The sequence below is a fragment of the Micromonospora sp. NPDC049201 genome, assembly GCF_055586805.1.
In genome coordinates, this window is sequence record NZ_JBVJHM010000001.1 from 319,720 (window position 1) to 335,817 (window position 16,098).

General features: G+C 72.8%; 15 protein-coding genes. 4 read left to right on the plus strand and 11 right to left on the minus strand.

The annotated features are described in order from the left end of the window. Nucleotides 1–2: 2 nt before the first annotated feature. The 3 genes from ACZ6O5_RS01230 to ACZ6O5_RS01240 all read right to left on the minus strand — a co-directional run bounded on the left by ACZ6O5_RS01230 (nt 3) and on the right by ACZ6O5_RS01240 (nt 2,534). Nucleotides 3–566 (minus strand): GNAT family N-acetyltransferase, encoded by a 564-nt coding sequence (locus tag ACZ6O5_RS01230; protein ID WP_465973916.1) that lies wholly within the window; start codon nt 564–566, stop codon nt 3–5. Between the two features lie 103 nt (nt 567–669). Continuing rightward, on the minus strand, nt 670–1,392 hold the full coding sequence (locus tag ACZ6O5_RS01235) for a response regulator (RefSeq protein ID WP_465974316.1): 723 nt from the start codon (nt 1,390–1,392) through the stop codon (nt 670–672). Next, entirely contained in the window at nt 1,371–2,534 is a 1,164-nt protein-coding gene (locus ACZ6O5_RS01240; protein WP_465973917.1) for a sensor histidine kinase, read from the minus strand. The genes ACZ6O5_RS01235 and ACZ6O5_RS01240 overlap by 22 nt, the downstream gene beginning before the upstream one ends. A gap of 134 nt (nt 2,535–2,668) precedes the next feature. On the opposite strand from ACZ6O5_RS01240, the gene ACZ6O5_RS01245 reads away from it, so the two are divergent. After that, nucleotides 2,669–3,352 carry a hypothetical protein gene (locus tag ACZ6O5_RS01245; RefSeq protein WP_465973918.1) on the plus strand — a complete coding sequence of 228 codons (684 nt, stop codon included), beginning with the start codon at nt 2,669–2,671 and terminating at the stop codon, nt 3,350–3,352. Here the strand turns inward: ACZ6O5_RS01245 and ACZ6O5_RS01250 are convergent. Further along, nucleotides 3,330–4,157, minus strand: coding sequence for a hypothetical protein (locus ACZ6O5_RS01250; RefSeq protein ID WP_465973919.1), 828 nt, complete (start codon nt 4,155–4,157; stop codon nt 3,330–3,332). The genes ACZ6O5_RS01245 and ACZ6O5_RS01250 overlap by 23 nt on opposite strands. Before the next feature lie 299 nt (nt 4,158–4,456). On the opposite strand from ACZ6O5_RS01250, the gene ACZ6O5_RS01255 reads away from it, so the two are divergent. Next, on the plus strand, nt 4,457–6,658 hold the full coding sequence (locus ACZ6O5_RS01255) for a carbohydrate-binding module family 20 domain-containing protein (RefSeq protein WP_465973920.1): 2,202 nt from the start codon (nt 4,457–4,459) through the stop codon (nt 6,656–6,658). Between the two features lie 53 nt (nt 6,659–6,711). On the opposite strand, the gene ACZ6O5_RS01260 is transcribed toward ACZ6O5_RS01255, so the two are convergent. The 3 genes from ACZ6O5_RS01260 to ACZ6O5_RS01270 form a co-directional block, all read right to left on the minus strand. Beyond that, nucleotides 6,712–6,876, minus strand: a complete 165-nt coding sequence (locus tag ACZ6O5_RS01260) for a hypothetical protein (protein WP_465973921.1) — start codon at nt 6,874–6,876, stop codon at nt 6,712–6,714. 3 nt (nt 6,877–6,879) lie between these two features. Continuing rightward, nucleotides 6,880–8,148: an MFS transporter gene (locus ACZ6O5_RS01265; RefSeq protein ID WP_465974317.1), complete on the minus strand. Its 1,269-nt coding sequence runs from the start codon at nt 8,146–8,148 to the stop codon at nt 6,880–6,882. A 77-nt stretch (nt 8,149–8,225) separates the two neighbouring features. Beyond that, a complete protein-coding gene (locus ACZ6O5_RS01270; protein WP_465973922.1) occupies nt 8,226–8,705 on the minus strand; it encodes a hypothetical protein in 480 nt (159 codons plus the stop codon). Nucleotides 8,706–9,015: 310 nt separating this feature from the next. Between ACZ6O5_RS01270 and ACZ6O5_RS01275 the strand changes: the two genes are divergently transcribed. Beyond that, entirely contained in the window at nt 9,016–11,091 is a 2,076-nt protein-coding gene (locus tag ACZ6O5_RS01275) for a family 43 glycosylhydrolase (RefSeq protein WP_465973923.1), read from the plus strand. Nucleotides 11,092–11,194: 103 nt separating this feature from the next. Beyond that, complete coding sequence (locus ACZ6O5_RS01280) at nt 11,195–12,844, plus strand: glycoside hydrolase family 27 protein (RefSeq protein ID WP_465973924.1); 1,650 nt, start codon at nt 11,195–11,197, stop codon at nt 12,842–12,844. An 85-nt stretch (nt 12,845–12,929) separates the two neighbouring features. Here the strand turns inward: ACZ6O5_RS01280 and ACZ6O5_RS01285 are convergent, their stop codons facing one another. From ACZ6O5_RS01285 to ACZ6O5_RS01300, 4 genes are read right to left on the minus strand one after another with little or no spacing between them, the layout of a single operon-like run. Next, nucleotides 12,930–13,691: an SDR family oxidoreductase gene (locus ACZ6O5_RS01285; protein WP_465973925.1), complete on the minus strand. Its 762-nt coding sequence runs from the start codon at nt 13,689–13,691 to the stop codon at nt 12,930–12,932. Continuing rightward, entirely contained in the window at nt 13,688–14,713 is a 1,026-nt protein-coding gene (locus ACZ6O5_RS01290) for a zinc-dependent alcohol dehydrogenase (RefSeq protein ID WP_465973926.1), read from the minus strand. Before ACZ6O5_RS01290 ends, ACZ6O5_RS01285 begins: the two co-directional genes overlap by 4 nt. Next, a complete protein-coding gene (locus ACZ6O5_RS01295) occupies nt 14,710–15,027 on the minus strand; it encodes an L-rhamnose mutarotase (RefSeq protein ID WP_425786781.1) in 318 nt (105 codons plus the stop codon). The genes ACZ6O5_RS01290 and ACZ6O5_RS01295 overlap by 4 nt, the downstream gene beginning before the upstream one ends. Nucleotides 15,028–15,046: 19 nt before the next feature. Further along, entirely contained in the window at nt 15,047–15,991 is a 945-nt protein-coding gene (locus ACZ6O5_RS01300) for an aldo/keto reductase (protein WP_465973927.1), read from the minus strand. Nucleotides 15,992–16,098: the final 107 nt, after the last annotated feature.

Genomic DNA, 16,098 nt, shown 5'->3' on the forward strand with positions numbered 1-16,098 from the left:
GGCTACTGCCGCCCCCACCGTTCCCTGGTGATCTCGTAGACCACGCCGCCGTGCTCGGCGCCTTCGATCACCCCGATGTCGGCGGGGGTGGGGAAGCTCCGCACGAGTGTCATGCCGAGCTTCTCCATGATGCGGCGCGAACCCTGGTTCACCGCCATCGTGTCCGCCCAGACCCGGCGCACCCCGAGCTCCGTGAACGCCTTGCCCAGCAGCGCCCGTGAGCCCTCGGTGGCGTAGCCGTTGCCCCAGGCCGCCCGCCGCAGCCGGTAGCCGAGTTCGACGTCGTCGAGCGGGCCCTGGGGCGCCGGACGCAGGATGAACCAGCCGACGAACGCGCTGCCGTCCTTCTCGTGTGCGGCGAACAGCCCGAGGTCGCCGTTCCACTTCTGGTAGCCGGCCAGGATGTTCGGCAGGGAGCGCTCGCGGATGGTCTCCGGCGCGGTCGGCCTGCCACCGGTCAGATGGCGCATCACCGCCGGGTCGCTGTCCAACTCGATGAGCAGTTCCGCGTCGTCGGCGGTGAACCGGCGCAGCAGCAGGCGCTCGGTCTCCAGGTAGGTCTCCACGAGCCGATCATGCGGGAAGCACGTCCGGCCGCCCAGAGCTTTTCCCGGCGCCACGCTCTCACGTATCCCGCCCGGTGACTCCTCGGCGCGGCGCAGCCGACGCTCAGGCGAGGTCGGCGTCGTGCACCAGCAGGGCGAGCTGCACCCGGTTGTTCAGGTCGAGCTTGGCCAGCAGCCGCGACACGTGGCCCTTCACGGTCGGCACGCTCATGCCCAGCCCGGCGGCGATCTCCGCGTTCGACCGGCCCTCGCCGACGAGCACCACCACGTCCCGTTCCCGGTCGGTGAGGGCGGCCAGCCGGTCCCGCGCACGGGCCCGACGGATCCCCGCGGCCGGGTCCGCGATGTGGTCGACAAGTCGACGGACCGCGGCGGGGGAGAGGATCGCCGCACCCCGGGCGACGGTGCGGACCGCGGCGAGGATCTCCCGGGGCGGGGTGTCCTTGAGCAGGAACCCGCACGCGCCGCCGCGCAGCGCGTCGAGCACGTACTCGTCGGCGTTGAACGTGGTCAGCACGATGATCTCCGGTGCGCCCGGACGGGACCGGATGCGCCGGGTGGCGGTGAGCCCGTCGACGCGGGGCATCCGGACGTCCATGAGGATCACGTCCGGCCAGTGCGCGTGCGCCATCGACACGGCCTGCGCGCCGTCGGCCGCCTCGGCGACCACCTCGATGTCGGGCGATCCGCCGACGAGGATGCGCAGCCCGGAGCGGACCAGCGGGTCGTCGTCCACGACAGCCAGCCGGATCGGCCGCCGGCCGGGGTCCGAGGCGGTGGCGGACGGTCCGTCGGGTGCGTCGGTCAGGCTGGCCACGGCAGCCAGGCCTCGATCCGGTACTCCCCGCCCTCCGCGCCGTACCGCACCCGCCCGCCGGCCATCGCCACCCGTTCGTCGATGCCGACCAGGCCCATCCCGCCGGGCCGGCCGGCACGCCCGCCGGTACCCGGATGGGGATTGGCCACGACGATGCGCAGCCCCTCGCCGACCCGGCCGGTCAGCCGGATCGTCGCGCTCGCGTCGCTGCCGTGCCTGCTCGCGTTGGTCAGCGCCTCCTGCGCGATCCGGTAGACCGTCCGCCCCACCATCGTCGGTGGCTCGTCGCCGGCCACCTCGTCGGCGAACTCGACGCGCATCCCCGCCTCGCGGGCGCTGGCCACCAGGTCGGGCACGTCGGTGAGCCCGGGTTGCGGCGGCTCGGGCCGGCCCGCCACGCCGACGACGGCCCGCAGCTCCGCCAAGGCCTCGTGCGCGCTGGACCGGATCGCCCCGGCCGCGACCGCGATCTCGTCGGGTCGCGCGTCGACACGCACCTCCAGCGCGCCCGCGTGCAGGCTGATCAGCGACATCCGGTGCGCCAGCACGTCGTGCATCTCGCGGGCGATCCGGGCCCGTTCGGTGAGCCGTGCCTGCTCGACGCGCAGGTGCTGCTCGGCCTGCAACCGCGCCGCGTGTGCGCGCAGCGAGGCGGTGAGCCGCCGGTAGGCCTGCACGAACTGGCCCCAGCCGATCGCCGCCGCGCCGGTCACCGCGCGGAGGACGACGTCCACCCAGACCGGATACGGCGGATCGCCCTGGAGCAGGAAGTAGCCCACGCCGGTGCCGACGTGCGCCGCGCCCAACGTGAACAGCAGCCGGGCCCGGTGTCGGATCGCCGCGGTGAACAGCGCCACCAGGATCGGCCCGGTCGCCGTCACCGAGATCGCGCCGAACGGGAGCAGGGCGAGCAGCACCGCCAACGAGCGTCGTCGCCGCATCGCCAACGGAACGGCGCAGAGCACCCCGAGCAGCACGTCGACCGGCCACGGGATCGCCGCGCCGGCCGCGGTCGCGTCGCCGATCCGCAGCATCGTCAGCCCGTACCCGAGCGCCACGGTGGCCGCCACGGCGTCGGCGACGCGGTCCCGCACGGTCGCCCGACCACCTGGCGGGTCCGGCACGAGCAGGGCGATCAGCGCGGCGGCCATGCCCGCAGCCTAGGCGTTTCGGCGGTGGACGGTAGCTACCAAAGTAGGGGCGCGGCCGGATCCTCCGGCCCGTGCGGCCCGGCGGCTCCATCGGCGATCGTCGTCCCGGTCGGAGTACCGAGCGGGAGGGTGACATGGTCGGAGACGGGGCGGTCGCGCAGGCGCTGCGGCGGGCGGTCGGGACACGGGGCCGGCGGGTCCTCCTGGCGGTGACGATCGGCGTGGGACTCGCCGCCGCGGCGCTCACGGCCGGGCTCCCATCCGGCGAGCGCACCGTCGCCACGGTCGGCGAGCTGGTCCACGGGGCCGTCTCCGTCCCGCTGCCGTTCGTGGGTGTGCTGCTCGCGAACGATCTCCGCCGCCGCCCCGGCGTGGGCGTGCGGCCCACGATCGTCGCGGCGGTGTCGATCGCCGTGGTCGTGGGGCTGGCCGGCGACGCCCTCTCCGTCGCCGCGCTGGCCGCGGCCGGGTCCACCGCGCCGGAACCGTGGGCGCACGTCGGCGCGATCGCCGTGGCGGGCGTGCTGGTGCAGGTTCTCGCGCAGCTCGTCGGGACCGGGCTGGGGCTCCTGATCGGACGGCCGGCGTGGGCCTGCCTGGCGACGATCGCGCTGCCGCTCGGCGCGTACGCGCTGCTGACCCCGCTGGCCGGGGTCCGCGACTGGCTCACCCCGTACGCGGCCCTGCGGGCGGTGCTCGCCGAATCAGCCGGGGGCCCGGGGTGGGCGCGGTGGGCGAGCGCGGCACTGCTGTGGGGCGTGGCGCTCAACGTGGTCGGCGCCCGGCGGATCCGGGCTACCGGTGGTGGACGGTGGTGACGGTGACCCGGTCGCCGGTCGCCTCGATGGTGCCGGTCCACTCGCCGTCGTCCTTGTCGAACGTGATGGTGGTGGTCCCGTCGACGGTGCGGTCGCCGGTGACGTCGAAGAAGCCCCGGGGCAGGTGGTCGCGGTAGAACGCGAGCACCCGCTCCGGGGCGGGCTCGACCAGGGTGAGCCGCGCGCCGGCGGTGGTGTCGGAGAGGTCGCGCAGCCGGCTGCCCGGCGGGAAGCGGAAGTTGAACGGCAGGTTCGTCACGCCCAGGTCCCGGCCGGTCAGCGCGACCTCGGTGTCGTCCTGCGGCGGCGGCGCGGTCGTCCCGGCCGGTTGCGTGTGGGCGAAGGTGACGGTGGTGTCCCGGGAGCTGGTGACGACCGTGACGGTCCAGCCGCGTCCGGCGAGGTGCAGCGTCCCGGCGGTGTCGGTGCCCACCGGGTACCCGGCCGCCGGACCGGCCTGACGGTAGTGGGTGAGCACCTGCTCCGGCGGGGGAGCGGTCAGGATCACCGTCGCCGAGGACGGGTCGCCGAACACGGTGTCGACCTTGCTGCCGTCGGGAAAGCCGAGTCCGGGCGCCACCGCGGGGACGGTGCGTCCGTCCACTGTCGTGCCGCCGTCCCGGCTCGGGTCGGTCGACGGGCGCGTCGGCGCGGAGGTGCCGGCCGAGCCGGTGCTCGTCGGGCCGCTCACCGGTTCGGCCGCGCCGCCGCAGCCGGTGGGCGCGGCCAGCAGCGCGAGCCCCGCCAGCGCGGGCAGCAGCCGCCGGGCCGGTCCGCGGGCGGGCGTGGTCGGGGCGTGTGCCATGACGGGTCCCTTCGGGGTGCGGGCGGCGGTGTGGCTGCCCCCGATCATGCCGGCCCCGGTCAACGGTCGTGCCGTTGGTCCCACAGCGTTGGAATTCTTGCCATCCGGACGCGGGCCCGTCAGGGGCGCGTTTGGCCTGCTCGTGGGCGTCTCGGGGCGGTCGATGTTGCGGACCGGTTTCGAAAAGTTTGCCGCAAGGTATTGCAAAGACTTTCATGAATCCCGCATGGTGTTCGCTACCCGGATGGCCGTCCACCCCCGCGCACCCTTTCGAGCACCCCGGAAGAGGTACCCCTGCCATGGAATCCCCCAGGCCACACCCGCGTGGTCGCGTCGCTCGCCTGTTGCTCGCCGCCGCGCTCGTCGCGACCGGCGGGACGGCGGTCGTCGCCGCTGCCACCACCGCCACCCCCGCCCGCGCCGCCACCGTCCTCAACGACAGCGAGGTGACCGCCAACCTCTGGGAGTGGAACTGGCCCTCGGTCGCCGCCGCCTGCACCGACCACCTCGGCCCCGCCGGCTACGGCGCGGTGCAGGTGGCCCCACCGCAGGAGTCGGTCAGCCTGCCGAACAGCCCCGACGGCGCGCACCCCTGGTACGAGGTGTACCAGCCGGTGTCGTACAGGCTGGACAGCCGGTTCGGCAACCGGCAGCAGTTTGCCGCCATGGTCACCGCCTGCCACGCCGCCGGCGTCCGGGTCTACGTGGACGCGGTGGTCAACCACATGGCCGGGACCAACAACCCGGCCGGCACGCGCGGGTACGCCGGCACCGAGTTCAGCGGCTACAGCTATCCGGCGGTGCCCTACGGCAGCGGGGACTTCCACCGGCCGGGGGACAACTGCCCGACCTCCGGCGGCATCAGCGACTGGAACAACGAGTCCCAGGTGACGAGCTGTGAGCTGCTGTCCCTGTCGGATCTCTACACCGAGAAGGACGTGGTCCGCGGCAAGATCGCCGGCTACCTGAACGACCTGATCGGCCTCGGCGTCGACGGCTTCCGGGTGGACGCGGTCAAGCACGTCAGGAAGGACGACTTCGCCGCGATCCTCGGCAAGCTGAACAACACCGTGGCGGAGGGCCGCCGTCCGTACGTCGCGCAGGAGATCTTCGACGGCGCCAGCAACCCGGCGTTGCAGGCCCGGGCGTTCATCGGCAACGGCGACGTGCTCGACTTCGGGTACGCCAAGGGCATCCGCTCGGCGTTCCTGGATTCCATCTCCTCGCTGGCCAACGTGCCGAACTGGAACCTCGACGCGCCCAGCGCCAACGTCTTCGCCATGGTCACCAACCACGACCTGGAGCGCGACGGGGTGGTGCTGTCGTACCAGAACGGCAGCGACTACGTGCTCGCCAACTACTTCGCGCTGGCGTACCCGCACGGCAAGCCGTCGGTCTACGACAGCTTCACCTGGTCCAACCGGAACCAGTCGCCGCCGAGCGACGGCACCGGGCGTGTCACCGACACGGTCTGCGGCGCGGCCTGGAACTGTCTGACCCGCAGCGTCGGCATCAAGGGCATGGTCGGCTGGGCCAACGCGGCCCGCCCGGTGAAGACGGTCTCGGACTTCACCACCGTGAACAGCAACGTGGTCGGCTTCCACCGGGGCGACCGGGCGTGGATCGGTATCAACGACTCCGGCACCGCCACCACCGCCACATTCACCACCGGCCTGGCCGACGGGCGGTACTGCGACGTCATCACGGGCGGCGCCACCGCCGCCGGCTGCACCGGTGCCACGGTGACCGTCTCCGGCGGCCGGGCCACCGTGACCGTCCCGGCCAACGGCGCGGTCGCGGTCCACGTCGGCGCGCGGCCCGGCACGAGCCCGTCGCCGACCGCCTCCCCGACCGCCTCGCCGACGGTGTCGCCCACGGCCAGCCCGACCACCAGCCCCACCGACCGGGTCGCCACCACGTTCACCGTGAGCGCGACCCCGAGCGCCGGCCAGGACGTGTACGTCGTCGGCAGCGTCCCCGAGCTGGGGTCGTGGACGCCGGCCAACGGCGTCCGGCTCACCGCGCAGGGCGGCGGCGCCTACCGTGCCACCGTCGACCTGCCCCGGTCGACCGCGGTGGAGTACAAGTTCGTCAAGGTGACCGCCGCCGGCGCGGTGACCTGGGAGACCGGCGCGAACCGGAGCTTCACCACGCCGGCCGCCGGCACGTACGCGGTGACCGAGACGTTCCGCGGCGACACCGTCTCGACGGCGGTGGCCACCTCGTTCGCGGTCACCGCGACCACGGCCTACGGCCAGAACGTGTTCGTGGTCGGCAACGTGGCGGCGCTGGGCGGGTGGAACCCGGCCAACGCGGTCGCGCTCTCCCCGGCCACCTACCCGGTCTGGCGGGCCACTGTCGACCTGCCGCCGAACACCGCGGTCGAGTACAAGTACGTCAAGAAGAACCCGGACGGCTCGGTGACCTGGGAGTCCGGTGCGAACCGGAGCTTCACCACGCCGGCCGGCGGCACCCGCACCGCCACCGACACCTGGCGCTGACCGCGCACGGCGCGGCCCGCCCCCGCACCTCGGGGACGGGCCGCGCCCACCGCTCAGGCCGGCGAGAACGACCGGACCTGGGCCGAATTGTCGAACCCGGTGCAGTGGTAGACCCGGACGGTGGCGCCGTCGGCGGAGGAGCCGGCGCGCACGTCCTGGCCGAAGGGGCTGGTCCGGCTGGCCGGCGAGCTGGCGCCCGTCGGGTACCACCCCGGCAACGTCTACCGGAAGGTGCCGCTCCGCTCCCGAACGTGGCTGATCCGCCACCTGGCCCGCCGGTCGGTGTCCGACGCCTCGTGAGGTGGCTGCCCGCGTCCGGCAACCACCAGCAGCGCCACGACCAGGCAGGTCACCGCGGCGGCGACGAGTGGCGGCCGGCCGCCGAGGCGTACGGCCGCCGAGCCGAGCGGGATGGCCAGCGTGATCGGCCCGAACATCAGCGTGTTCGCGGTGCCGGAGATTCGGCCGAGCAGCGCCGGCGGCGTGTGCGTCTGGACCGCGGTGACGGCGGCGACGAGCGTCCACGGCAGACCGACGCCGATCACCGCCGAGGCGGCGACGGTCGCCGGCGACCAGGGCAGGCACCGACCCAGGCAGCCGGCGGCGAACAGCGCCGTGCCGGCGACGCCGACCGCGACCGCGCCCCACCTGTCGACGAGTCGCCCCACGGCCAGGCCGGCGAGCACCGACCCGCCGCCCTGCGCGCTGGCCAGCACGCCGAGGAACGTCGACGGCAGGGCCAGTTCCGTGGTCACCACGGTGTAGAGCGCGGCGGTGGTGAAGCCGGACATCGCGATCGACACGGCGGCGAGTGTCACCGGTACGCGCACCGCGCGCCGGCCGAGGAGGGCGGCGAGCCCGGCCCGCAGACCGGGCGGGCGTCCCGCCGTCGGGTCGGACGGCGACGTCGGCGGCTCGGCAGTGGCCGGGACGCCGCCGGTGGCGGGTAGGCGCAGCGCGGCGTAGAGGAGCGCGACGAGCACCGGCGCGGCGGCGCTGAGCACGGCCACCGGGTAGCCGCCCCGCCACGCGTAGAGTCCCGCGCCGGCCAGCGGCGCCACCAGCTTCATGCCCTCCTGGGCGCTGGACCGCCAGCCGTTGACGTCGGCGAGCTGCGCCGGGGACAGCGCCGCCGGCAGCAGCGCCGTCTCGCCGGCGTCGATCAGCACGTAGCTGACCCCGTAGGCGGCGGCGACCACGAAGATCAGCCAGGTCTGGTCCGGTCCGCGCACCGCGAGCAGGCAGAGCAGGACCGCGGCCAGCGCCAGGTTGACGCCGATGACAAGCGGTCGCCGGGGCGCCCGGTCCAGCAGCCCGCCGAGCCACGGTCCGGCCAGCACCGGCACGTACCCGCAGAGCCCGGCGAGCGCGGCCTGCCCGGTGGAGCCGGTGAGGTCCAGCACCCAGATGCCGGCGACCAGGGCCATGGCGCTGCCACCGAGGCCGGACAGCAGCGAGATGGCCACGAACAGCGCGGCGTTGCGGCGCAGGAGCCCTCCAACATTGAGCGGGGAAGACTCACATCCTCATTTCTTGAGTGGGGGAGCGGCAATGCCGCCCGGCAACGTCAATCCTTCGTTGACAGTGCGGCGATGATGCGGTCCGCCGCGCCGCGGGCCGGCGCGGGCAGTCGCGGTCCGACGCCGGCCAGGTCCGCCATGAGGTACGCGGCCAGCGCATACAACGGCCCCGGCTCGGCGTCGAGGGCGGACGCGGTGGTGGCGCGTACCAGCGCGGCGCGGCGGAACCGGCTGTCCCACGCCCGGTCCGCCGCGATCCAGCGGTGCAGCTCGGAGACGGCGGCCCGCAGCGCCACCACCTCGGCCGACCAGGCCCGGTCGAGCCGTCCGAGCCGGGACCGGCGGGCCGCCACGAGCCGTTGCCGGCGTTGCTCGGCAGCCTGCCGGCTGCTCAACCCCAACGCGTCGGCGATCTCGGCCCAGGTCGCGCCGTCGTGCCGGGCCCGGTCGATCAGCTCCAGCTCCCGCTCGTCCAACCGGGCCCGGGCGGCACCGATCTCGGACAGGTGTGCCAGCTCCGGCGTCATCTGTCAACATTACATTGACGTACCCCGCCGGCGGGCCGCCCCCGGGAGCCTGTCGGCCCGCCGGTCTGCGCCGGCCGACCACGCATTCGCCCACCCGGCGGCATCGATGATTGTGACGACTTGACGTCCGCCGTGTTATCGCTCACAGTCGATGTGTGCATCTCCGGAATCGTGGCGCAACGTCGGCGGTCCGGAGTGCCCGCCCGGCCCGGGCGCGCACCCCTCTCGCGTGACAGCTCGCATGTTAGCGCTAACAGACTGAGCTGTCCGTCGTCCTCGCACCGCGCGCCGGCCCGAACGAAGGAGGAGCATGGTGCGAATCGATAGACTCGCGGCCCGGGTGGGACGTGGCGGCCGGTGGTCGCGCGTCGTGGCCGCGACGCTGGCGGTGCTGCTCGGCGCCGGCATCGTCGCGGTGACGCCGTCCGGCGCGTCGGCGGCGACCGTCGACACCAACGCGTGGTACGTGCTGGTCAACCGCAACAGCGGCAAGGCGCTCGACGTGTACAACCAGGCGACCAACGACGGGGCCCGGATCACCCAGTGGTCCCGCAACGACGGCGCCTGGCAGCAGTGGCAGTTCGTCGACTCCGGCGGCGGCTACTACCGGCTGCGGTCGCGTCACTCGGGCAAGGTGCTGGACGTCTCCGGCGTCTCGACCGCCGACGGGGCCGGCATCGTCCAGTGGTCGGACAACAACGCCACCAACCAGCAGTTCCGGCTCGCCGACTCCGCCGGCGGCTACGTGCGGCTGATCGCCCGGCACTCCAGCAAGGCGGTCGAGGTGCAGAACGCCTCGACCGCGGACGGCGCGAACGTGGTGCAGTACAGCGACTGGGGCGGCAACAACCAGCAGTGGCAGTTGGTCAAGCTCGGCGACAGCGGCACCCCGGGCGGGTCGACGTACACCAACCCGGTGGTCTGGCAGGACTTCGCCGACGTCGACATCATCCGCGTCGGCGACACCTACTACATGTCCTCGTCGACCATGCACTACTCGCCGGGCGCGCCGGTGCTGCGCTCCTACGACCTGGTCAACTGGGAGATCGCCGGGCACTCGGTGCCCCGGCTGGACTTCGGCACCAAGTACGACCTCAACGGCGCCCGCGCGTACGTCAACGGCATCTGGGCCTCGACGTTGAACTACCGCAGCAGCAACGGCACGTTCTACTGGATCGGGTGCATCGACTTCAACAAGTCGTACGTGTACACCTCGACCTCGGTCAGCGGCACCTGGCAGAAGCGCTCCGAGATCAACAACTGCTACTACGACGCCGGCCTGCTCATCGACGACAACGACACCATGTACGTCGCCTACGGCAACAGCACCCTGAGCGTCGCGCAACTGTCCGCGGACGGCCTGAGCCAGGTGCGCACACAGCAGGTCTACACCACGCCCTCGTCCATCGGCACGCTGGAGGGCTCCCGCTTCTACAAGCGCAACGGCTACTACTACATCTTCGTCACCCGGCCCGCCAACGGTCAGTACATCCTGCGCTCCACCAGCCCGTGGGGGCCGTACGAGACGCGGCAGGTGCTGCTCAACATGCCCGGCCCGATCGCCGGCGGTGGCGTGCCGCACCAGGGCGGCCTGGTGCAGACGCAGAACGGCCAGTGGTACTACATGGCGTTCGTGGACGCGTACCCCGGCGGTCGCGTGCCCGCCCTCGCCCCGATCACCTGGACCAGCGACGGCTGGCCCCAGATCCAGACCGTCAACGGCGGTTGGGGCAGCTCCTACCCGTCGCCGCTGCCGACCCGCCCGGTGCAACCGATGACCGGCGCGGACACGTTCACCGGCACCACGCTGAGTCACCTGTGGGAATGGAACCACAACCCGGACAACACCAGGTGGTCGGTCGGTGACGGACTGCGGTTGCAGACGGCGACCGTCACCAACGACCTCTACAGCGCGCGCAACACGGTGACGCGGCGGATCCAGGGACCGACCTCGACGGCGACCATCGAACTGGACTACTCGACGATGCGCGACGGCGACCGCACCGGGCTGGCCATGCTGCGGGACTCGTCGGCCTGGATCGGCGTACGCCGGGACAACGGCGCGACAAGGGTGGTGATGACCAACAACCTGACCATGGACAGCGGTTGGCGCACCACGAACACCGGCACCGAGATCGCCGGCGCGGCGGTCAGCGGTGGTCGGATCTGGCTGCGGGCCAAGGCCGACATCAGACCGGGCAGCGGGCGGCAGGCGACCTTCTCCTACAGCACCGACGGGACGAACTTCGTCCCGCTGGGCAACGCGCTGACGTTGAACAACGCCTGGCAGTTCTTCATGGGCTACCGCTTCGGAATCTTCAACTACGCGACCCAGGCGCTCGGCGGCGCGGCCACCGTCCGCCGGTTCGACCTGACCACCCCGTGACAGGCGCGGGCCGGGCGCGCATCCGCGCCCGGCCCGCGCGCTGTCCTGACCACCACCGGACAAGCCTGCGGCGGGCGTACCACCGTCGCGGAGAGGATCACCGATGAGACACCTCAGCTCGGCCCGCCGCCGGGCCACCGCCGTCCTGGCGGCCGGACTGCTGCTGGCCGGCGCCCTGGTCGGCCTGCGCCCGTCCACGGCCTCGGCGCTGGAGAACGGCGCGGCGCGGACGCCACCGATGGGTTGGAACAGTTGGAACACGTTCGGTTGCAACATCAACGAGACGTTGATCCGGCAGATGACCGACGCGATGGTCAGTTCGGGGATGCGGGACGCCGGCTACCAGTACGTGGTGGTGGATGACTGTTGGATGAACCAGAACCGGGACTCGGCGGGGAATCTCCAGGGTGATCCGAGTCGGTTCCCGTCGGGGATGAAGGCCCTCGGTGACTACATCCATGGCCGGGGGTTGAAGTTCGGCATCTACCAGGGCCCGCTGACCGAGACGTGCGCGCAGTACTTCAACAGTTATCCCGGCTCGACCGGGGCCCAGGGGCACGAGGCCCAGGACGCCCGTCAGTTCGCGGCCTGGGGGGTGGACTACCTCAAGTACGACTGGTGCTCGCCGAGCGGCACGATCGACGACCAGGTACGCGTGTTCAACATCATGCGCGACGCCCTCGCCGCCACCGGCCGGCCGATCGTCTACAGCATCAACTCGAACAGCGTCCACTCGAAGACCGGTCCGCAGCGGGACTGGGGTGACGTGGCGAACATGTGGCGGACCACGGAGGACATCACCAACGCGTGGAACACCGGTCAGACCAACGGCTACCCGATGGGCATCCAGAACATCGTCGACGTGACGGTGCCGTTGGCGGGGCGGGCGAAGCCGGGCGCGTTCAACGACATGGACATGTTGGAGGTCGGTCGCGGTGGGATGACCGACACGGAGATGCGCAGTCACTTCGCGCTGTGGGCGGTGATGGCGTCGCCGCTGATCGCCGGCAACGACCTGCGCAACATGACCGCGGCCACGCAGACGATCCTGAAGAACGCGAACCTGATCGGCATCAGCCAGGATCCGCTGGCGTTGCAGGCGGGTCAGGTGTCGTTCGACGGCACCCGTCGGGTGCTGGCCAAGCGGTTGGCCAACGGTGACGTCGCGGTCGCCCTGTTCAACCAGGGCAGCGCCAGCACGACGATCTCCACCACCGCCGCCGCCATCGGCAAGACCGGCACGTCGTTCACCCTGCTGGACGCGTGGACCAACGCGACCAGCACCACCTCCGGCGCCATCTCGGCCACTGTCCCGGGGCACGGCACGGTCGTCTACCGGGTCAGCGGCGGCGGCACCGGCACCCCGCCCCCGACCACCGGCGGGGCGCTCGTCAGCGCCGCCTCCGGCCGCTGCCTGGACGTGCCGCAGAGCAACACCGCCAACGGCACCCAGCCGGTGATCTGGGACTGCAACGGCGCCGCCAACCAGCGGTGGACGTTCAGCGGGGACGCCATCCAGGCGTTGGGCAAGTGTCTGGACTCGCCGGCCAACGCCGGCGCGGGCACGAAGGCGCAGATCTGGGACTGCACCGGCGCCGCCAACCAGCGGTGGACCCGTAACAGCGACGGCACCATCCGCAACCAGCAGTCCGGCCTCTGCCTGGACGTCAACGGCGCCGCCACCGCCAACGGCACCACCGTGATCCAGTGGACCTGCACCGCCGCCGCCAACCAGCGGTGGACGGTGCGCTAGTACGTCCACCCGACGTCGCCCCCGGCCGGGTCCCACCCGGTCCGGCCGGGGCGCGTCGTCGTGAGAAGGTCGCGTGCCGGGGGAGTCAGCGGGCGAGCCAGCCCCCGTCGACCGCGAGCACCGTGCCGTGCACGTACGCGGCAGCCTCCGAGGCCAGGAACACGGTGGCCCCGGCGAGATCCTCGGGCCGGCCCCAGCGTCCGGCCGGGATGCGTGCCACGATCGCCCGGTCGCGTTCCGGCTGGTCCCGCAACGCCTGGGTGTTGTCGGTGGCGATGTAGCCGGGCGCGATCGCGTTGACGTTGACGCCGTGGCGTGCCCACTCGTTGGCCAACGCCCGGGTCAGCCCGGCGATCCCCGACTTGGCCGCCGCGTAGGACGGCACGGTCACGCCGCCCTGGAAACTCAGCATCGAGGCGGTGAATATGATCTTGCCGGAGCCGCGCCGGACCATGTCCCGGCCGACCTCGCGGGCGAGGACGAACGGGGCGGTGAGATCGACCGCCAGCACCTGGTCCCAGTCCTCGTCCGGGTGCGCGACGGCCGGGGCGCGGCGGATCGTGCCGGCGTTGTTGACCAGGATGTCCACCGGCTGCTCCCGCCGGCCCAGCCACCCGGCGAGCGCGTGCACGGCAGCCCGGTCGGCCAGGTCGCACCGGTGTGGCACGAACGAGCGGCCATGCGCGGTCACCCGCGCCTCGACCTCGCTGCCGGTCTCCTCCAGGGCGGCGCTGACGCCGATCACGTCCGCGCCCGCGGCCGCCAGCGCCTCCGCCATCGCCAGGCCGATCCCGCGCCGGCAGCCGGTGACCACGGCGAGCCGGCCGCTCAGGTCGAACGGGTTCACACCCCACCTCCACAGTCCACCAGCACCTTCACGTCGCCGCCGGCGGCGAGCGCCCGGAACGCCTCGGTCACGTCCTCCAGCGGCACGATCCGGGAGATGAGCCGCGCCGCGGGCACCTCCCGGCGGTGCACCAGGCGCACCGCCTCGGCGTAGTCCTCCCGCTGGTAGACCCGCACCCCGACCACCTCCAGCTCGCGCCAGAAGATCCGGTGCAGGTCCACCTCCCGCGGCGTGGGATGGATCGCCACCACCACCAGCCGCCCGCGTACGGCGAGCAGGTCGGTCGCGAGGCGTACCCCGGTCGCCGACCCGGACGCCTCGAAGACCACGTCGGCGCCGGCGCCCCCGGTCACCTCCTGGACGAGTCCCACCGGGTCCGCCGTCACCGGGTCCACGGCGGACAGGCCGAGGTCGACGGCGAGCGCGCGGCGTCGCGGATCGATCTCCAGCACGGTCACCGTGGCGCCGGCCGCCCGGGCGACCGCGCCGATGAGCAGACCGACCGGACCCGCGCCGATGACCACCGCGTGTTCGCCCGCCGTCAGGCGGGAACGCCGCACGTCGTGCACGGCCACCGCGGTGGGCTCGACCAGGGCCGCCTCGGCCAGCGGCAGGTCGTCCGGCAGCGGCACCACGATCCGGGCCGGCACCGTCCAGGAGCGCTGCATTGCACCGGGGGAGTCGATGCCGATGAAGTTCAGTCGGTGACAGATGTGCTGGTGACCGGCCCGGCAGGCGGGGCACCGATCGCACCAGTCCAGCGGCATCACCGTCACCGGCTCGCCCACCCGCCGGTCGGTGACGCCCGGGCCGATCTCCGCGATGCGACCGGACATTTCGTGCCCGATCACCGCCGGCACGTGGACCCGGTGATCCATCGCGCCGTGCGCGACGTGCAGGTCCGTGCCGCAGATGCCGGTGTACGTCACCGCGATGCGTACCTCGCCGGGGCCGGGTGGCACCTCCCGGGTGTCCTCGACGACGAACCTCCGGTCGCCGACGTAGTGCGCGCTGCGGTTCACCAAGCCTCCTCGGTCAGGTGCCAAACCTCGTGCATCGGTGCCCACCAGTGGCCGGAGCCGGGCTCGGCGAGCGATTCCTGGCAGGGGTCGGTCAGTCGCCACCACGCCTGGGTCTGCGGATCGGCGGCGATCCGACGCTGGTCCGCGTCGTGGTCGTCGCCGACGTACTCGTAGTAGCCGAACAGCAGGTCCCCGTGCAGGAAGATGCTGTAGTTGCGGATGCGCGCCGCCCGCAGCGTCTGCTCGACGCCGGGCCAGACGGCGGCGTGCAGCCGTAGGTAGGTTTCCCGGTGGTCCGGCCGCAGCCGGATCACACAGCCGTAACGTCGCACCTCATGCCTCTCCGATAGGGGTGTTCTCCGGTCGGCCGCTGGGCCAGGCGAGGTCACGCACCGGCGTCAGCAACTTCTCGATGTCGTCGAGCAGGTCGGGATCGGGCTCGGACAGGGCCCAGCGCACGTTGCGGGCCATGTCCGCGGCGTCGGCGGAACCGACGAACGTGGTGGCGAACCGGGTCGGCGCGGCGGCGAAGCCGAGCGCGACCCGGGCGATGTCGACGCCACGTCGCGCGCACAGGTCGGCCACGGCGGTCGCGGCCCGGCGGAGTTCCGGCGGGGCCGGATGCCAGTCGGGTGCGCCGCGCCGGGAGAGCAGCCCCATGGCCAGCGGGGAGGCGTTCAGCACCGCGGTGCCCCGGGCGGTGAACTCCGGCTCGGCCGCGGCCAGCGCGCGGTCCAGCAGGGTGTAGCGGCAGTACGACAGCACGGTGTCCAGCGGGACCGCCGCCGCGACCCGACGCAACGCGGCCAGGGGGTAGCCGGTCACGCCGATGAAGCGGATCTTCCCCGCCTCGCGCAGGCGGGCCAGCGCGGGCAACGTCTCGCCGATGATCTGGTCGAGGTCGCCGAACTCGATGTCGTGACACTGGACCAGGTCCAGGTGGTCGGTGCCGAGGCGGGCCAGGCTCTCCTCGACGCTGCGGACCGTGCGGGCCGCGGAGAAGTCGAACGCCGCCTCGCCGTACCGGCCGACCTTGGTGGCCAGGACGTAGCTGGCCCGGTCGACGCCACGCAGGGCGCGTCCGAGCACCGTCTCCGCGGTGGTGGCGCCGTAGTAGGGCGAGACGTCGATGATGTTCACGCCGAGTTCCAGCGTGGCGCGCACGGCCTCGATGCCGGCCCGTTCGTCGATCCGGCCGAAGACGCCGCCGAGGGGGGAGGCGCCGTACCCGAGCATCGACACGGTCAGGCCGGTGCGGCCCAGCGGACGGTATCGCATGGCGTCAGGACCCTTTCCGCGGACGGCGGGGCCGGCGGCGGCGGCCGGAGTCGGGCAGACGTCGGATGAATCTATAGTGGTGGGAACGGCCGCTGCCCGCCGCCGGC

Bases quoted from the DNA above. Each gene is read 5' to 3' on its own strand.
- ACZ6O5_RS01270 (WP_465973922.1), bottom strand. From the start codon at position 8,705: ATGACGCCGGAGCTGGCACACCTGTCCGAGATCGGTGCCGCCCGGGCC.
- ACZ6O5_RS01300 (WP_465973927.1), bottom strand. From the start codon at position 15,991: ATGCGATACCGTCCGCTGGGCCGCACCGGCCTGACCGTGTCGATGCTC.
- ACZ6O5_RS01250 (WP_465973919.1), bottom strand. From the start codon at position 4,157: ATGGCACACGCCCCGACCACGCCCGCCCGCGGACCGGCCCGGCGGCTG.
- ACZ6O5_RS01240 (WP_465973917.1), bottom strand. From the start codon at position 2,534: ATGGCCGCCGCGCTGATCGCCCTGCTCGTGCCGGACCCGCCAGGTGGT.
- ACZ6O5_RS01280 (WP_465973924.1), top strand. From the start codon at position 11,195: ATGAGACACCTCAGCTCGGCCCGCCGCCGGGCCACCGCCGTCCTGGCG.
- ACZ6O5_RS01245 (WP_465973918.1), top strand. From the start codon at position 2,669: ATGGTCGGAGACGGGGCGGTCGCGCAGGCGCTGCGGCGGGCGGTCGGG.
- ACZ6O5_RS01255 (WP_465973920.1), top strand. From the start codon at position 4,457: ATGGAATCCCCCAGGCCACACCCGCGTGGTCGCGTCGCTCGCCTGTTG.
- ACZ6O5_RS01275 (WP_465973923.1), top strand. From the start codon at position 9,016: ATGGTGCGAATCGATAGACTCGCGGCCCGGGTGGGACGTGGCGGCCGG.